The organism is Curtobacterium flaccumfaciens (genome assembly GCF_018598405.1).
GTDB lineage: Bacteria > Actinomycetota > Actinomycetes > Actinomycetales > Microbacteriaceae > Curtobacterium > Curtobacterium aurantiacum.
Map to the genome: position 1 here is coordinate 43,334 of NZ_JAHEWS010000025.1, position 15,125 is coordinate 58,458.

At 70.9% G+C, this 15,125-nt stretch carries 21 protein-coding genes and 1 pseudogene; 14 read left to right on the forward strand and 8 right to left on the reverse strand.

Translation table 11 applies throughout. The features are described from left to right. The first annotated feature begins 1 nt into the window (after nt 1). From KK097_RS14610 to KK097_RS14620, 3 genes are all read left to right on the forward strand, one after another. Complete coding sequence (locus KK097_RS14610; RefSeq protein ID WP_214545281.1) at nt 2–1,135, forward strand: cysteine desulfurase family protein; 1,134 nt, start codon at nt 2–4, stop codon at nt 1,133–1,135. A gap of 79 nt (nt 1,136–1,214) precedes the next feature. After that, nucleotides 1,215–1,481: a hypothetical protein gene (locus KK097_RS14615; RefSeq protein WP_214545282.1), complete on the forward strand. Its 267-nt coding sequence runs from the start codon at nt 1,215–1,217 to the stop codon at nt 1,479–1,481. A 218-nt stretch (nt 1,482–1,699) separates the two neighbouring features. After that, entirely contained in the window at nt 1,700–1,990 is a 291-nt protein-coding gene (locus tag KK097_RS14620) for a hypothetical protein (RefSeq protein ID WP_214529657.1), read from the forward strand. 3 nt (nt 1,991–1,993) lie between these two features. Here the strand turns inward: KK097_RS14620 and KK097_RS14625 are convergent, their stop codons facing one another. Beyond that, on the reverse strand, nt 1,994–2,461 hold the full coding sequence (locus KK097_RS14625; protein ID WP_214545283.1) for an MSMEG_6728 family protein: 468 nt from the start codon (nt 2,459–2,461) through the stop codon (nt 1,994–1,996). Between the two features lie 88 nt (nt 2,462–2,549). Between KK097_RS14625 and KK097_RS14630 the strand changes: the two genes are divergently transcribed. After that, complete coding sequence (locus KK097_RS14630; protein ID WP_214529655.1) at nt 2,550–3,146, forward strand: NAD(P)H-dependent oxidoreductase; 597 nt, start codon at nt 2,550–2,552, stop codon at nt 3,144–3,146. Between the two features lie 197 nt (nt 3,147–3,343). Here the strand turns inward: KK097_RS14630 and aroQ are convergent, their stop codons facing one another. Next, nucleotides 3,344–3,787: a type II 3-dehydroquinate dehydratase gene (gene aroQ, locus KK097_RS14635; protein ID WP_214529654.1), complete on the reverse strand. Its 444-nt coding sequence runs from the start codon at nt 3,785–3,787 to the stop codon at nt 3,344–3,346. Between the two features lie 143 nt (nt 3,788–3,930). Between aroQ and KK097_RS14640 the strand changes: the two genes are divergently transcribed. Together KK097_RS14640 and KK097_RS14645 are read left to right on the forward strand one after the other, a co-directional pair. Further along, nucleotides 3,931–5,601 carry a sodium:solute symporter family protein gene (locus KK097_RS14640; protein ID WP_214529653.1) on the forward strand — a complete coding sequence of 557 codons (1,671 nt, stop codon included), beginning with the start codon at nt 3,931–3,933 and terminating at the stop codon, nt 5,599–5,601. A 22-nt stretch (nt 5,602–5,623) separates the two neighbouring features. Continuing rightward, nucleotides 5,624–5,959, forward strand: a complete 336-nt coding sequence (locus tag KK097_RS14645) for a hypothetical protein (protein WP_214545284.1) — start codon at nt 5,624–5,626, stop codon at nt 5,957–5,959. Nucleotides 5,960–6,180: 221 nt separating this feature from the next. Here KK097_RS14645 and KK097_RS14650 read toward each other — a convergent pair whose 3' ends face one another. Continuing rightward, the gene (locus tag KK097_RS14650) at nt 6,181–6,699 is read right to left on the reverse strand and encodes a hypothetical protein (RefSeq protein ID WP_214545285.1); all 519 of its coding nucleotides are present in this window, start codon (nt 6,697–6,699) and stop codon (nt 6,181–6,183) included. Nucleotides 6,700–6,805: 106 nt separating this feature from the next. Between KK097_RS14650 and KK097_RS14655 the strand changes: the two genes are divergently transcribed. The 3 genes from KK097_RS14655 to KK097_RS14665 all read left to right on the forward strand — a co-directional run bounded on the left by KK097_RS14655 (nt 6,806) and on the right by KK097_RS14665 (nt 8,652). Continuing rightward, nucleotides 6,806–7,222 (forward strand): VOC family protein, encoded by a 417-nt coding sequence (locus KK097_RS14655; RefSeq protein ID WP_214529648.1) that lies wholly within the window; start codon nt 6,806–6,808, stop codon nt 7,220–7,222. Between the two features lie 37 nt (nt 7,223–7,259). Further along, nucleotides 7,260–7,880: a DNA-3-methyladenine glycosylase I gene (locus KK097_RS14660; RefSeq protein ID WP_214545286.1), complete on the forward strand. Its 621-nt coding sequence runs from the start codon at nt 7,260–7,262 to the stop codon at nt 7,878–7,880. A 76-nt stretch (nt 7,881–7,956) separates the two neighbouring features. After that, nucleotides 7,957–8,652, forward strand: coding sequence for a DJ-1/PfpI family protein (locus KK097_RS14665; protein WP_214545287.1), 696 nt, complete (start codon nt 7,957–7,959; stop codon nt 8,650–8,652). On the opposite strand, the gene KK097_RS14670 is transcribed toward KK097_RS14665, so the two are convergent. Both KK097_RS14670 and KK097_RS14675 read right to left on the reverse strand, forming a co-directional pair. After that, entirely contained in the window at nt 8,649–9,119 is a 471-nt protein-coding gene (locus tag KK097_RS14670) for a GNAT family N-acetyltransferase (RefSeq protein WP_214545288.1), read from the reverse strand. The genes KK097_RS14665 and KK097_RS14670 overlap by 4 nt on opposite strands. After that, nucleotides 9,116–9,934 carry a LysR family transcriptional regulator substrate-binding protein gene (locus tag KK097_RS14675; RefSeq protein ID WP_214545289.1) on the reverse strand — a complete coding sequence of 273 codons (819 nt, stop codon included), beginning with the start codon at nt 9,932–9,934 and terminating at the stop codon, nt 9,116–9,118. The genes KK097_RS14670 and KK097_RS14675 overlap by 4 nt, the downstream gene beginning before the upstream one ends. 33 nt (nt 9,935–9,967) lie before the next feature. On the opposite strand from KK097_RS14675, the gene KK097_RS14680 reads away from it, so the two are divergent. Then, the gene (locus tag KK097_RS14680; RefSeq protein WP_017888549.1) at nt 9,968–10,357 is read left to right on the forward strand and encodes a DUF5997 family protein; all 390 of its coding nucleotides are present in this window, start codon (nt 9,968–9,970) and stop codon (nt 10,355–10,357) included. Between the two features lie 40 nt (nt 10,358–10,397). Continuing rightward, the gene (locus tag KK097_RS14685) at nt 10,398–10,904 is read left to right on the forward strand and encodes a hypothetical protein (RefSeq protein WP_214545290.1); all 507 of its coding nucleotides are present in this window, start codon (nt 10,398–10,400) and stop codon (nt 10,902–10,904) included. An 18-nt stretch (nt 10,905–10,922) separates the two neighbouring features. Here KK097_RS14685 and KK097_RS14690 read toward each other — a convergent pair whose 3' ends face one another. Together KK097_RS14690 and KK097_RS14695 are read right to left on the reverse strand one after the other, a co-directional pair. Beyond that, complete coding sequence (locus KK097_RS14690; protein ID WP_214545291.1) at nt 10,923–11,372, reverse strand: phage holin family protein; 450 nt, start codon at nt 11,370–11,372, stop codon at nt 10,923–10,925. Between the two features lie 176 nt (nt 11,373–11,548). After that, the gene (locus tag KK097_RS14695; RefSeq protein ID WP_214545292.1) at nt 11,549–13,024 is read right to left on the reverse strand and encodes an MFS transporter; all 1,476 of its coding nucleotides are present in this window, start codon (nt 13,022–13,024) and stop codon (nt 11,549–11,551) included. A 119-nt stretch (nt 13,025–13,143) separates the two neighbouring features. Here KK097_RS14695 and KK097_RS18490 point away from each other — a divergent pair, with 119 nt between their 5' ends. Both KK097_RS18490 and KK097_RS18765 read left to right on the forward strand, forming a co-directional pair. Beyond that, the gene (locus KK097_RS18490) at nt 13,144–13,710 is read left to right on the forward strand and encodes a TetR/AcrR family transcriptional regulator (protein WP_214529633.1); all 567 of its coding nucleotides are present in this window, start codon (nt 13,144–13,146) and stop codon (nt 13,708–13,710) included. A gap of 9 nt (nt 13,711–13,719) precedes the next feature. Further along, nucleotides 13,720–14,247 carry an Lrp/AsnC family transcriptional regulator gene (locus tag KK097_RS18765; RefSeq protein WP_214545293.1) on the forward strand — a complete coding sequence of 176 codons (528 nt, stop codon included), beginning with the start codon at nt 13,720–13,722 and terminating at the stop codon, nt 14,245–14,247. A gap of 27 nt (nt 14,248–14,274) precedes the next feature. Here KK097_RS18765 and KK097_RS14710 read toward each other — a convergent pair whose 3' ends face one another. Then, nucleotides 14,275–14,706 carry a GNAT family N-acetyltransferase gene (locus KK097_RS14710; RefSeq protein WP_214529631.1) on the reverse strand — a complete coding sequence of 144 codons (432 nt, stop codon included), beginning with the start codon at nt 14,704–14,706 and terminating at the stop codon, nt 14,275–14,277. A gap of 111 nt (nt 14,707–14,817) precedes the next feature. Between KK097_RS14710 and KK097_RS14715 the strand changes: the two are divergent. Continuing rightward, nucleotides 14,818–15,125: pseudogene (locus tag KK097_RS14715) on the forward strand (hypothetical protein); the annotation flags it as partial.

Below are 15,125 nucleotides of genomic sequence, written 5' to 3' on the forward strand. Positions count from 1 at the left end.
CGTGTTCTACCTGGACCGCGCCGCCACGACCCCGGTCCGCCGCGAGGTGCTCGAGGCGATGTGGCCCTACCTGACCGGGGTGTTCGGCAACCCCTCGTCGACGCACGGGGTCGGGGACGAGGCCGCGCGGGGACTCACCGCCGCACGGGCCGCCGTCGCCGGGGTGCTCGGGTGCCGGCCTGCCGAGGTCGTCTTCACCACCGGCGGCACCGAGGGCGCGAACACCGCGATCAAGGGGATCGCCCTCGCCGCGCCCCGCGGTCGGCACGTCGTCACGAGCGCCATCGAGCACGAGGCGGTGCTGGAGAGCTGCGCGTACCTCGCCCGTTTCCACGACTTCGACGTCACCGTGCTGCCCGTCGGGCCGGACGGCCGCGTCGACCCGGCGGTGCTGCGCGCAGCGCTCCGCCCGGACACCACGCTCGTCTCGATCGCGCACGCCGACAACGAGATCGGCACCGTGCAGGACGTGCCGGCGCTCGCCGAGGCGGCGCACGAGGTCGGGGCGCGGTTCCACACCGACGCCGTGCAGTCCGCGCCGTGGCTGCCGATCGGGCTCGACGTCCTCGGCGTCGACGCGCTGTCGCTGTCCGGGCACAAGCTCGGCGCCCCGAAGGGCACCGGTGTGCTCGCCGTGCGCTCCGGCGTCCCGCTCGAGCCGCTGCTGCACGGTGGCGGGCAGGAGCGCGGGCGGCGGTCGGGCACGGAGGACGTGGCCGGTGCCGTGGCGGTCGCGACGGCACTCGGGTCGGCCTCGGCAGCAGCAGCGTCCGACGCGGCGACCACCGTGCGTGACGCCGTGCTCGACGGGGTGCTCGCAGCCGTCCCCGGCGCGTTCGTCACCGGGTCGCGGGAGCACCGGCTGCCCGGGCACGCCTCGTTCTGCTTCCCGGGCGTCAACGGCGAGACCGTCCTGCTCGAGCTCGAGCAGCGCGACGTCGTGTCGTCGTCGGGCAGTGCGTGCGCGGCGGGCAGCACCGAGGCGTCGCACGTGCTCACGGCGCTCGGCATCCCCGAGGACGTGGCCCGGACCGCCCTCCGCCTGACGTTCGACGCATCACTCACGGCCGACGACGTCCCGCTCGTCGTCGCTGCCGTGGCCCAGGCCGTCGCGACGGTCCGGGCCCTCGGCTGAGGTGTACTAGACGTTCTACTCCATCTCTGGGTACGTGTCCCCTCTTCTGTGGACAACCGATCTGCGCCAGAGTGTTGCCATGGCCAACGCGATGATGACCCGGACACGACGGGACGACCGCTTCCGAGCGGTGCAGCTCCTGCCGGCGCCGGCGACCCTCGTCGCGCTCGCCCTGGCAGCGCAGCACGACCTCGGCACGGCCCCCCTCGGGCTCATCGCCGTGGTCGGTGCGCTCGCGACCGCCGGGAGTGCCCTGCTCCCGATGGTCCAGCCAGCAGCCGCCCACCGGTCGATGCCAGCACCGACCGAGACGGACCGGTACCGAGAGGACACCGAACACCCTTGAGGTCCACCACCGTGCGGTTCCCCTGAACCGAGCCGCGCGGTGGACCCAGACCGGGTGCCGATTCCCTGATCGGCGTCCGGCGCGGGGCGCGACGTTCCCCCTGTCGTCGTGTCCCGCCGTACACCGCGATCCCGCCGTGGGTCGACGTCCGCACCCCTGAGCGGCGTCGGTTCCCCTGCAGCCCACGGCGGGTTCCGGTCCACCGGTAGCGTCGTCGCATGCCCTCGTACCGCGTGACCCTGGCCATCGGTGCCCTCGCTCCCGGCACGGCACCGGACGCCGTCCTGCCCGCTGCCGCACGCCTGGTGCGGGCGCACGCCGTCGTCGAGGCCGAGGACGTCCGGCTGCTCCGCGGGGTGCCCTGTGCCGTCGTGCGCTTCGAGGCAGAGGACGACCGCGCCGCCGCGGCCGTCCGTGACGCCACCGTCGACGGCCTGCGGGACGTGGTCGAGATCCGATCCGACGTCGTCACCCGCCGCGAGGGTGGCCGCTGGGTGCCCGTGGCCTGACGTTCAGGCCGTGTGCGTCGCCGGTTCCGGTGTGCCCGGCCAGACGTAGTCGAGGTCGTCCTGCACGTCGGGGAACAGCTCCCGGTAGTGCTCCGGCGCCTTCTGCACGAGCTTCGACCGGTGCGACACGTGCAGGGCCTCGTCGTCGTTCCACGGCGGGATCGGCACGTCGCCGCGCTCGTACGCCGCCAGGTCCTCCGGGACACGGCCCAGGTCGAGCAGGGTCTTCTCCAGGCAGGTGTCGGCGTACCCGCGCTCGGCCCACACCCGGCAGGTCGCCTCCTGGTACGCCATCAGTGCCGGCCGGTAGCCGCGCCACATCGCCGTCACCGGGTGGTGCTGCCACCCGTAGTCGGGGAGCGTGAGCGCCCGCATCACCTGCAGGGTCTCCACCCGCTGCTTGCCGAGCCGCCGGTCGTCCAGGACCTCGGCCGATGCCCGGAAGTCCGCGTACGGCAGGAACGTCTGCATGGCGCGGACGCTACGCCGGACGACTGGCATCCGACACATGTCGTCACGAACGTGCCGCCCTGCCCGGCACCGTGTGAGCATCGACCGCATGAGCGGAGAACTGGTCGTCGGCGTCAGCGGCAGCCCATCGGACCCCTCGCGGACCTCGACCCTGGTCGCGGCGACGGTGGCCCGCCTGTCCGAGGAGATCGACGGTGCGCGGACCGAGACGATCGAGATCGGCCCGCTGCTCGCCGACCTCGGTGCGGCGACGAGTCGCGAGGCGATGTCCGACCGCACCCGACGGGCACTCGAGACGGTCGAGGCCGCCGACGTGCTCGTGGTCGGCAGCCCGGCCTTCCGAGCCGCCTACTCCGGCGCGTTCAAGCTGTTCTTCGACTGGGTCGGACAGTACGACCTCGTCGACACCCCGGTGCTCCTGACCGCGACCGGCGGCAGCGACCGGCACGCACTGCTCGTCGAACACCAGATGCGCCCCCTGTTCGGCTTCTTCCAGTCGACGACGCTGCCGCTCGGGGTCTTCGGCAACGAGCGGGACTTCACCAAGCGCGAGGGCGGCTACGACATCGCCAGCATCGACCTCGAACTCCGCATCGACCAGGCCGTGCGCCGGGCCGTGCCGCTCATCCGTGGTGGCTTCGCCACCGCCGGACTCGACGACGTGCGGCGCCCCGCCGACTTCTGACCGGCGCGCTCGCGCCTGGCTCGTCCCGGCGTACCTGGTGTCTCCGGGCGTACCTGGTCAGAACTTCTCATCAGGTACGCCCGGAACGACCTTGCATCGCGCGTGCAATGGGAAGGAACGGGCGCGACCCAACGTGACCAGCAGACGGACGGGAGGCCCGTGGCGACGCCGCCACGGGCCTCCCGTCCGTCTGTGGCTCAGCCGAGCAGGGAGGCGACGTGCGCGACCGCCAGGCGGTAGCCGTCGGCGCCCGCGCCGGCGATGACCGCCGTCGCGGCGGTGGCGACGTGGTCGACGTGGCGGAACGGCTCGCGCTTCCACGTGTTCGACAGGTGCACCTCGACGACGGGGACCGACAGAGCCTCGACGGCGTCGTGCAGCGCGACCGACGTGTGCGCGTACGCGGCGGGGTTGATGACGACGGCGGCGAAGTCGTCGAGGGCCTCGTGCAGCCACTCGACCAGCTCGCCCTCGCGGTTCGTCTGGCGGAAGTCGGCCTCGAGCCCGTGCACGGCCGCCTCGGTGTGCACGATCGCCTCGATCTCGGCGAGCGTCACGGTGCCGTACTGCTCCGGGTCGCGACGCCCGAGGATGTCGAGGTTCGGGCCGTTGAGGACGAGGATGCGCGACGCGTCGGTCATGGCGAGAGCCTAGCGAGGACGAGGAGCACAGCGCGGGCGGGATGATGCATGCCCTGGCTATGTGAACGGTCACAATCCGGTGTAACGTCTCCGTCCGGGTCGGCAGAGTTGTCGACTGCAACACACTGACGTGGAGATGTTGAATGGTTCTCGCTGCAGCGAACACAGGGATACGGCTCGACCTGGGCTGGGTCGACTACCTGATGATCATCGTGTACTTCGCGGTCGTCATCGGGATCGGGTTCACCGCCCGCAAACAGGTCCGGACGAGCATGGACTTCTTCCTGTCCGGGCGGTCGATGCCCGCGTGGATCACGGGTCTGGCGTTCGTGTCCGCGAACCTCGGTGCCACCGAGATCCTCGGCATGGCGGCCAACGGTGCCCAGATCGGCATGGCGACCCTGCACTACTACCTCGTCGGCGCCGTGCCCGCGATGGTGTTCCTCGGCCTCGTGATGATGCCCTTCTACTACGGCTCGAAGGTCCGGTCCGTGCCGGAGTTCATGCTGCGCCGCTTCGGCAAGGCCCCGCACCTGGTGAACGCGATCGCGTTCGCGGTGTCGAACGTGCTCATCGCGGGCATCAACCTCTACGCGATGGCCATCGTGATCGAAGCCATGCTCGGCTGGCCTGAGTGGTTGGCGATCATCGTCTCCGCCGGCTTCGTGCTCGTCTACATCACGCTCGGCGGCCTCTCCAGCGCGATCTACAACGAGGTCATGCAGTTCTTCGTGATCATCGCCGGGCTCATCCCGCTCACGATCGTCGGCCTGCACCGCGTCGGCGGCTGGGACGGTCTGTCGAAGGCCATCACCGAGACCCAAGGCGTGCAGCACCTGCAGGCGTGGGCCGGCACCGGCTTCGGCGACGTCACGAACCCGATCGGCGCCAACTGGCTCGCGATCGTGCTCGGCCTGGGCTTCGTGCTCGGCTTCGGCTACTGGACCACGAACTTCACCGAGGTGCAGCGCGCGTTCTCGGCGAAGAACATGTCCGCGGCCCGCCGCACCCCGCTCATCGCAGCGATCCCGAAGCTCTTCATCCCCGCCATCGTCGTGATCCCCGGCCTGATCGCCGCGGCCGTCGTCGGCAACCAGTTCGCCGACGGCACGCTGACCTACAACGACGCGATCCCGAAGCTCATCCAGATGTACCTGCCGACCGGCGTGCTCGGCATCGCGGTGACCGGTCTGCTGGCGTCCTTCATGGCCGGCATGGCGGCGAACGTCTCGTCGTTCAACACCGTCTTCACGTACGACATCTGGCAGCGCTACATCCGCCCGAACATGCCCGATCTGCACTACCTGAAGACCGGTCGATGGGTGACCGTCGTCGGCGTCGTGGTCGGCATCGCGACCGCGTTCATCGCGGCCCAGGCGTCGAACATCATGACGTACATGCAGACGCTGTTCTCGTTCTTCAACGCACCGCTGTTCGCCGTGTTCATCCTCGGCCTGCTGTGGAAGCGCATGACGACACAGGGCGCGCTCTGGGGGTACGTCCTCGGCATCGTCACCCCGACGATCACCTGGATCGCGTACCTGGTCAACCCGGACCTGTTCGCCACCGCGACCGCGGAGACCCTGTACGGCGCGATCATCTCGTTCGTCACCGTGCTGGTCGTCGGTTTCGTCGTCTCGATGCTGACCAAGCCGAAGGACGAGAAGGAGCTGCGCGGGCTGGTCTACGGCATCGGCAAGATCGACCTGCACGGTGACTCCGTCGCGACCGACACCGCCTGGTACCGCTCGCCCGCCCTGCTCGGCACCGTCGCGCTCGTGCTGTGCGTCGTCCTGTACCTCCCGTTCCTCTGATCCGCGAAGGAGATCACCACCCATGAGTGACACCACCACCCCCGGCGCGATGACCGAGGAGCAGAAGGCCGCCCTCGTCTGCTCGACCCGCCGGCTCGACCTGCGCCGCATCCTCGGCGGCCTGTTCGTGCTCTACGGCGTCATCACGACGATCGTCGGCATCGTGCACTGGAACACCGACCCCGAGAAGACCGGCGGCATCCACATCAACCTGTGGGTCGGCATCTCGCTGCTCGTCGGCGGGCTGCTGTTCTTCCTCTGGGACCGCCTGAACCCGGTCCCCGCCGAGGACATCATCGGCCAGGCCGAAGCCGAGGCGCACCAGCGTGCCGCGGGCGAGGGGCGCGAGCTGGCCTGAGGCCGCTCGGTCGGGCGTCCCCGGCCTGACGCAGAACGACGAAGTCGCTGTCGCACGACAGCGACTTCGTCGTTTCCGGCCTCGGCGGCGGATGCCTTGACCGGGGCTGAGCATGGCAAGTAGCATTGATATGTCGATCGGGTGCTGCTCGGTTGAAAGTGATCCTCGGATGTCCTGCAGCCAGCGCGGGCCCGAGGATTTGCGCTTTCCGGGGGCGTCCGTCAGGAGACCAGGATCGGGCTCGCCGGTCGGTGGTCCCCGGCGAGGCCGGCAACATGAGCCCCGCAGGCGATGTCGGCCAACGCGAGGAGCGGCTTCTCGGACGGGTTGAGGTGCTCGAACCGCAATCCATGCCCGACTCCGCGATCCCGGAGTGCATCGAACATCGCCCGGTCATCCTTGTCACGGGCGGTTCCGCGCGTCTCGAGGACCACGTGTCCGACCTTTCGCAGCTCGAGTTCGTGCACGAGGCGTTCGATGCACCGTCTTCGCCGGCGTTCGGTCCGTGCCACGGCGCCGTCGTACCGGACCACGATGACGGCCACCGCATGCCGCAGGAGATCGAGCCACGAGATGCGCTGGCTCGGTAGTGCCTCGTACCAGTGCAGCTTCCGCATCCGCCGAGGGGTCGCCCGTCGAACCGCCTCGCGGGCTTCGTCCTCGCCGTTGATCCGCATGATCACCGCAGCGAGGACGTACGCAGTGTGGTCCCGTCCTCCACCGGGTTCTGACTCGTCCACGTACGCCCGCATCCAACCGGCATATTGTGTACCGGTTGGTTCCCCCACGAAACGGTTGCGCGCTGGTCCAGGTGGGTCCAGGTTGAGCGTGACGAAAGGAACCGCCATGGACACGATGGTCTTCATCAACCTGCCCGTCACGGACCTCGAGCGCTCGAAGGCGTTCTACGAGGCACTCGGGTACTCGATCAACCCGGCGTTCAGCGACGACACCGCGGCGTGCGTGGTGGTGAGTGACGCCATCTGCGTGATGATCCTGACGACTGCGAAGTTCGCCGAGTTCACCGACAAGACGATCGCCGACGCCGACACGATCGAGGTCATCAACTCCCTCAGCGCACCGTCGAAGGAGGACGTCCACCGCATCGTCGACGCCGCGGTCGCTGCCGGCGGCACCGAGGACCGCCCGGAGATGGACCTCGGCTTCATGTACCAGCGGAGCTTCACCGACCCGGACGGACACCGCTGGGAGTACGTGTGGATGGACGAGCAGGCGACGCAGGACGGCCCGCCCGCCGAGTGAGCCACGCGCTGTCGGCGGCGCCCGCCAGGATGGTCGCATGAGCACCGAGCCCGTCGACGCCCCGCCCGTGCCCGACCTCGTCACCGGCGACGACGGCCTCGCGCGGCCGGTCTGGGCCTCGTCGGACGAGCTCCTGCGCGAGTACTACGACAACGAATGGGGCATGCCCGTCCGCGACGAACGCGGGGTGTTCGAACGGCTCTCGCTCGAGGCGTTCCAGTCCGGGCTGTCCTGGCGCACGATCCTCGCGAAACGACCGGCGTTCCGTGCAGCCTTCGCGGACTTCGACGCCGACACCGTCGCGGCGTTCGGTGAGGACGACGTCGCCCGCTTGATGGCGGATGCCGGGATCGTCCGGAACCGCGCGAAGATCCTCGCGACGATCACCAACGCGAACGCCACGATCGCCCTGCGGCAGGACGGCGGGCTCGCCGACTTCGTGTGGTCGTTCCGGCCGACGACGACGCCCGAGCCCCACTCGTACGCCGAGGTCCCGACGAAGTCCGACGAGTCCCTCGCCCTGTCGAAGGCGCTGCGGAAGCGCGGCTTCGCCTTCGTCGGGCCGACGACGATGTACGCCCTGATGGAAGCGCTCGGCATCGTCGACACCCACCTGATCGGCAGCCACCGGCGCGGGACCTCCGGCGTCTGGAGCTGACAGGCGAGCCAAGCCCAGCCCAGCCCAGGAACACGAGCAGGCACGAGAACGAGAACGCCGGGACTATGGTCACGACATGGCCGACGACATCCGGATCGTGTTCCTGCTGTTCCCGCACCTGACCCAGCTCGACCTGACCGGTCCGGCGCAGGTCCTCAGCCGCGTGCCCGGCGCACGCGTCGAGTACGTCGCGGCCACCCTCGACCCGGTCCCGAGCGACTGCGGCCTGTCACTCGTCCCGACCCAGACGATCGCCCGGGCGGGGGCCGACGGCGCCGCCCGCGCGGACGTGCTCGTCGTGCCCGGCGGTGACGGCGCCTTCGACGCGATGCTCGACCCGGACGTCGTGGCCTTCGTCCGTCGCCAGGCCGAAGGGGCGACGTGGGTCACCTCGGTGTGCACGGGCGCGTTCGTGCTCGGTGCCGCCGGGTTGCTCGCCGGCAAGCGGGCCACGACGCACTGGGCCTCGAAGCCGATGCTCGAGGCCTTCGGCGCGCAGCCGGTGGACACCCGAATCACCCGGGACGGCGCTGTCGTCACCGCCGCCGGGGTGAGCGCGGGCATCGACATGGCGCTGTGGCTCGCGGCCGAGCTCGCCGGACAACCCGCGGCCGAGGCGATCCAGTTGCAGATCGAGTACGACCCGCAACCGCCGTTCGACCACGGATCGGCCGAGCGCGCCGACGCCGTCGTGGTCGCCCGGGCCCGTGCGGCAGCCGAGGAAACACGCGGCGAACGCGTCACCCGCGCCGCCGCAGCCGTCCTGCGCTAGACCAGCGGCTTCCGCATCTGCGCCGACGTCACCTGGTACCCGAGCGCCGCGTAGAGCTCCTGCGCCCCCGCGTTGTAGCCGAACACGTTCAGCCCGATGCTCGTCGCACCGTGTTCCGCGGCGGCACGGTGCCCGAGTTCGAGGGCACGACGCGCATGGCCACGGCGACGGTGTGCCTCATCGATCTCGACGTTGAACACCCACCACTCGGCGCTGCCCGGGGTGAACGGTCCGATCCAGAGGTACCCGACCACGCTGTCGTCCTGGTCGGTGACGTCCCACACGAGGTGCCCGTCAGCGGGCGAGCTGCCCGGGAACCACCGGTCCAGCGACTGCTGCTTGTTCGCCTCGGCCTGCTCGCGGGTCTCGCCCGCCTGCATCCGCGACTCGACGTACTCGGCCATCGTGCGGTCGAGCCAGGCCGGGAGGCGCGTGGCCGGCATGACGACCAGCCGCGTGTCCGTCATCGGTTGCCCTTGGAACCCCGGCTCGGCTTGCCGCGCATCTTGCCGCGTCCGGGCGTGGGCCCCTTGCCGGTGTTGGACTTCTTGCCGGCGCCGGACTTGCCGCTGCCGGGTGACTTCGCCTTGGCCTTGCCGCCGGCGCCGCCGCCAGCGCCGCCGCCGCCCTTGGACCCCGACGCACCCGACCCGCCGGACCCGGTTGATCCGGCCTTGGTGCCACCACGAGCCGGACGCGACCCGTCGGAGTCGTCGCGATCCGTGCCTCCCGGCTGGTCCGGCTGACTCCGCGAACTGTTGGCGGTCCGCCCGCGCACCACGCCGATGAACTCCTCGGTGGTCTCGGTGGCGTCCTCGTCCCGCCAGACCAGCGCGATGCGCGTGCCCTCGGCGTCCATGAGCGGACGACCGACCAGGTCCTTGCGGCTGGCGGCGCGGAACAGTGACTGGGGGAGAACCACGACGCCGACGTTCGCCTCGACCAGGTCGAGCGATCCGTCGATGTCGGCGGGCACCGGGCCGGCGTCGATCACGTGGACCTCGGCGTCGGCGAGGTCCACCTCGGCGAGTTCGGCGAGGGGGGAGTCCTTGGGCATCGCGACGACGGCCGTCTCTGTCCAGAGCGGGATGGCGTTGTGCTGCTCGGACACTGGCATGCGAGCGAAGACCATGTCGGCCTCGCCCGCCAGCGTGTCGTCGACGTCGTCGGCACCGATCGGCCGCAGCCGGAGCTCGATGGAGGGGAAGCGTTCCCGCCAGACACGGGCCCACTTTGCGGGGGAGACCCCCGGCACGAAGGCGATGGTGAGAGCCGCGGTCATGCAGACGAGCATAGGGGCCGTACCCTTGTCCTCATGGCGCAGGAACAGACCATGAAGCCCGAGACGGCTGCGAAGAAGCTCGGCATCTTGCTGACGGCCGCTCCGGAGTCCTTCCAGAGCGCTCCCCTCACGCGGACCGCCTTCGACGAGCTCCGGACCGAACCCCCGACCTGGCTCGAGGACCTCCGACGCGACGGCCCGCACCCGCGACCCGTCGTGGCGCAGAAGCTCGGGATCTCCATCTCCGGCCTGAGCCGTGCGGGGATCGACGACGCACTGACGACGGCGGACATCAAGACGCTGCTCGAGCAGAAGCCCGAGTGGCTCGTCCGTGAGCGTGCGACGCAGGCCGCCGTGCACGCCGAGAACGCCCGCGTGAAGCAGGAGCGCGCCGCCAAGGCCGCTGCCCGCGCCGAGGACTGACCCTACCCCGCACCACTCCGCCGCACCGAGGACGCCCCACGTGCACGAGACCGTCGCCGACGCCATGCTCGTCGTGCCGCAGTTCGCGTCGGTGTGCTGCATCGTCGGTGACCGCTACCGACCGCGCCCGGGCGTGATCGTGCCGGCGGGCGTGATGCTCGTCGCGATGCTCATGCCCGTCGTCGACGCCGGCGCGGTGTGGACCCTGTTCGCCGCGACCCTGCTGCTGCTGCTCGCGCCGCTGCCCGTGATGCGTCGCCGCCGTGCCGACGGTCGCCGTGGCGAGCCGATGGACGTGCACCGCGCGCTCTCCGCCGTCGTGATGGCGGGGATGCTGCTCATGGGACACGCCACCGGGGTCGCGGGTGCCCACGGCGGGCACGGCATCGCGCTGTCCGCGGTGCTCGGCGCCGGCGTGATCGGCTACTGCGCGTTCAGCGGTTGGCTGCTCCGGTACGAGTGGGGCCGCGAGGACCGGCGGGCCGTCCGCAGCGGCGAGGTCTTCGCCATGACGGTCGCCGTGGTCGGCATGACCCTCGCGATGTAGCGGGAGCGGCCGGCCCCGTCAGTCGCGCGCCGCGCTGTCCGTCGAGGCGTCCCCGGCGTGCGACACCCGCTGCTTCGCCGCCTGGATCGTGTCTTTCGGCACCGGCGGCACACCGCGTCGGATCCCGCGCAGCCCGACGACGAACAGGATCGCGGTCACGATCGCGAACACGACGAACGTGATCCCGGTCGCCGCCCACAGCGGCAGCACCAGGGCCAGCAGCGCCACCGCGAAACCGGCCAGCGCCACGAGGGTCGTCAGGGCGAACGCGACGGCGACGCTTGTGAGCACCAGCCCGGTCTTCGCGCCGCTCGCGCGTTCGCCGATCTCGCGACGCGCCGCAGCGACCTCCTCGCGCACAGCGCGCAGCACCGGCTCGAGGGCCTTCTGCACGAGTCCGGCGGTCACCGTGTCGCGGAACGACTGCCGGCCGGATGCGGTGGTGTCGTCGTGGTCGGTGGTGTTCATGGGGTCTCCTGTCCGGGCACGGCGGTCCGCGTCCCCCTGCGGGACGTGGCTGGTCCGATGATCGTCACGCTGACGCGCGTGCGTCCGGTGCGTTCCCAGGTTGCGCGACGGACGGGAGGCCCGCCCCGCGTCGACGACGCTGGACGGGCCTGGCCGGATGGTCGGGCCCAACGGCCCTACCCGGTGACCTCCTCGAGGTCGTCGATCCCGCGGGCGGCCGCCGCGGCACGGCGGGCGCGCATGGACGGGGCGACCAGCGCGGCGAGCACGGCCACGACCGCGACCGCGGTGCACACCCAGAAGCCGATCGTGAAGGCGTCGTCGGTCGGCAGGCCCTGCGGTGTGCTGTGCGAGGTGATGAGTGCCGCGATGACGGCCGTGCCGACGCTCGAGCCGATGGTGCGGACGACGGTGTTGGCGCTGATGGCCTCGCCGGTCTGGTTCGCGGGGACGCTCTCGATGATCGCGTTCGAGCAGGCGGCGAGGGCCATGCCGATGCCGATGCCGGTCAGGACGCCGGAGGCCACCACCTGCCACAGCTCACCGTGGGCGATCGCCGGCAGCACGAACGCCGCGACGATGGCGAACCCGCCGATGAGCATCGGCGGCTTCGGGCCGACCTTGCGCACCAGGATGCCCGCGATGGGCCCGGCGACGACCATCATCACGACGGTCGGCAGCAGGAAGAGGCCTGCCTGGGTGACGTCCTTGCCGAAGCCGTAGCCGGTCCCGGTCGGCAGCTGGAGCAGCGTCGGGACGAGGACGAACGTCCCGAACATCGCGAACCCGAAGACGAGTGCGACGACGTGGGCGGTCCAGACGCCGCGGACCGCGAAGAGGCGGACGTCGATGAGCGGCTCGGCGACCCGGAGCTCGACGAGGACGAACACGACCAGCGCAACGGCGCCGAGGACCAGCAGGCCGACGGTCTTGCCGTCGCCCCAGCCCCAGGTCTCGCCCTCGCTGACGGCGAGCAGGATCGCGACGAGCGACACCGCGAGGACGAAGGTGCCGGCCATGTCGAGGCGGCCGGGCTTGCGGACGGGGGACTCCGGCATGCCGAAGACCGCCCCGAGCAGTGCGATGACGACGAGCACGGCGGGGAGCCAGAACAGCCAGTGCCAGGACAGGTGCTCGACGATGGGCCCGGCGGCGACGATGCCGACACCGGCACCGATGCCGAAGATCGCCGATAGGAGGCCGATCGTGACGCTGACCTTCTCCTTCGGCAGCTCGTCGCGCACGATGCCGATCGACAACGGCATCACGGCGCCGGCGGCACCCTGCAGCGCGCGCCCGACGATCAGGACGCCGAGGTTCGGTGCGAGGGCGGCGAGCACGGCGCCGACGAGCAGGATCGACAGCACGACGATCAGGACCTTGCGCTTGCCGATCATGTCCCCGAGCCGGCCGAGGATCGGCGTGAGCACCGACGCCGAGAGCAGGTAGGCGGTGAGCACCCAGCTCGTTGCGCTGGTGGAGGCGCCGAGGTCCTGCCCGATGGTCGAGAGCGCCGGGGCGACCAGCGACTGCAGGACCGCGAAGGACAGGCCGCCGAGGGACAGGTAGACGATGATCGCCGTGCTGTTCGGCCGGCGTGGGTCCGTGGTGGGGTGCGAGCCGGTCCGTGGGCTCTGCATGGTGTCGGTCATCGTGCTCCGTGTCGTCGTGGTCGTCGATGTAAACAATTGCTGACATGACGAGCGTACGCGGTCGCGAGGCCATGTCAACGCTTGCTTACATCCCTGTGAGGACCGATAGGCTGCGCACCATGAGCAAGGACGCCGCGGCCACCCGACTGCTGCTCGTGCAGGCCGCCCGGCGTCGGTTCGCCTTCGACGGGTACCGGGCGACGACCGTGCGGGACATCGCCGGGGACGCCGGGGTGAACGTCGCCCTGATCAGCCGGTACTTCGGCTCGAAGGAGGGGCTGTTCCGCGCCTGCCTCGATCGCGTCGTGCGCGACCTGAGCGCTGAGGAGTCGCGTGAACAGGGGCTCGAGCGGGCGCTCACGGGCATCGTCACGCACATCGTCCGGGCCCCCACCGACGACGACTCCCTGCAGCTGATGCTCCTGCTCCGGTCCTCCGGCGACGACGGCGCCGATGCCATCCGCCGCGAGACCCTGCGCCGGTACGCCGAACGACTCGCGGGCACGGTCGGCGAGGCGGGGTCCGACGAGATGCTCGTCCGGGCGGAGATCGCGCTCGCGGTGGTCCTCGGGATGTCGATGCTCCGGCAGTCCACCGCGGTGGAGCCCCTGGCGTCCGCCGACGACGCCGTCGTGTCGGCGGCCCTCGAGGACGCGCTCCGCGCCCTGCTCGCGCCCTCGCGGTAGCGTCGAGCCGTGTCCGACCGACCCGCACGTCGCCCCGACCCCGCTCCGCGCCTCGACGAGGTCGACGAGCGCATCCTCTGGACCCTCGCGGCGGACGCCCGGATCCCGAACAACCGGCTCGCGGCCGCCGTCGGCATCGCGCCGTCGACCTGCCTGGCCCGTGTCCGTGCGCTCGAGGACACCGGCGTGATCCGCGGCTACCGAGCCGAGGTCGACGTCGCCCGCCTGGGGTTCTCGATCGAGGCGATGGTGTCCGTGCGGGTGCACGCCGCGGCGCGCCACGAGCTGCGCGACTTCGCCAAGCGCCTGCTGCGGGTGCCCGTCGTGCAGGACGTGTCGTTCCTGGCGGGGGACAAGGACTTCCTCGTGCACATCGCGTGCGAGTCGACCGAACAGCTCCGGGACTTCGTCGCCGACGAGCTCAGCGGCGACCCCTCGGTTGCGACGACCCAGACGAACATCGTGTTCGAACGCCTCGTCGCCGACCGGGCCGCGCAGGGCCGCTCGTTCGACGAGCTACGCCGCTGGCGGGCCTGACGCGAGGAACCCCGCAGGGACCCCGGGTCAGCGCTTCCGGGTCATCGGGACGTGCGGGATCCGGTCCTCCAGGTACTCGTCGCCGGAGCGCACGAACCCGAAGCGGCCGTACCACTGCTCGAGGTGGGCCTGGGCGCCGAGCGCGATGCTCGACGAGCGCGACTCGGCGATCGCGGCTTCCATGAGCTGGCCGGCAAGGCCCTGCCCGCGGGCGTGCATCGCGGTGGCGACCCGGCCGATGCGCTCGGTGCCGTCGGGCTCCCGCAGCAGGCGCAGGGTCGCGTCCACCGAACCGCTGCCTGCCCAGAACTGCACCGTGCCCGGCTCGAGGTCGCGGCCGTCGATGTCGCCGTACGCGCACTCCTGCTCGACGACGAAGACGTCCTGCCGCAGTCGGAGGATCTCGTGCAGCGTGACGATGTCCAGGTTGCGGGTCGGTGCGTTGAAGATCGAGACCACGGACGGCCCTTCCTGAGAATTTCTTCCGAAACAGGGTGTGCTCCGGACCGGATCGGCGTACATTGCCGGTCAACCACTCTACGTGCGCGGCCGAGATCAGGAGGTGAGCGCATGGACCAGGCGTTGCGCGCACCCTGGCGCGCCGCACTCCGGATCGTCCTGCTGGGCGTCGGGACCCTCGCGGCCCTCGTGCTGCTGTCCCTGCTGTTCGGCGCCCGACCGGCCTCCGCCACCACGACCCCGCCCGCTCCGACCGAGCAGCGCGGACTCGTCGGCAGCGTCGGGGGGACTGTGCAGGGCGTGACCGGCGAGGTCGGCAAGGTCGTCGGTGTCGCCGTGGACCCCGTCCGCAAGGCAGTCGCACCGGTGCCGGCGCCGGCGCCGGCGCCAGCTCCCGCCCCGGCGCCTGCGCCCCCACC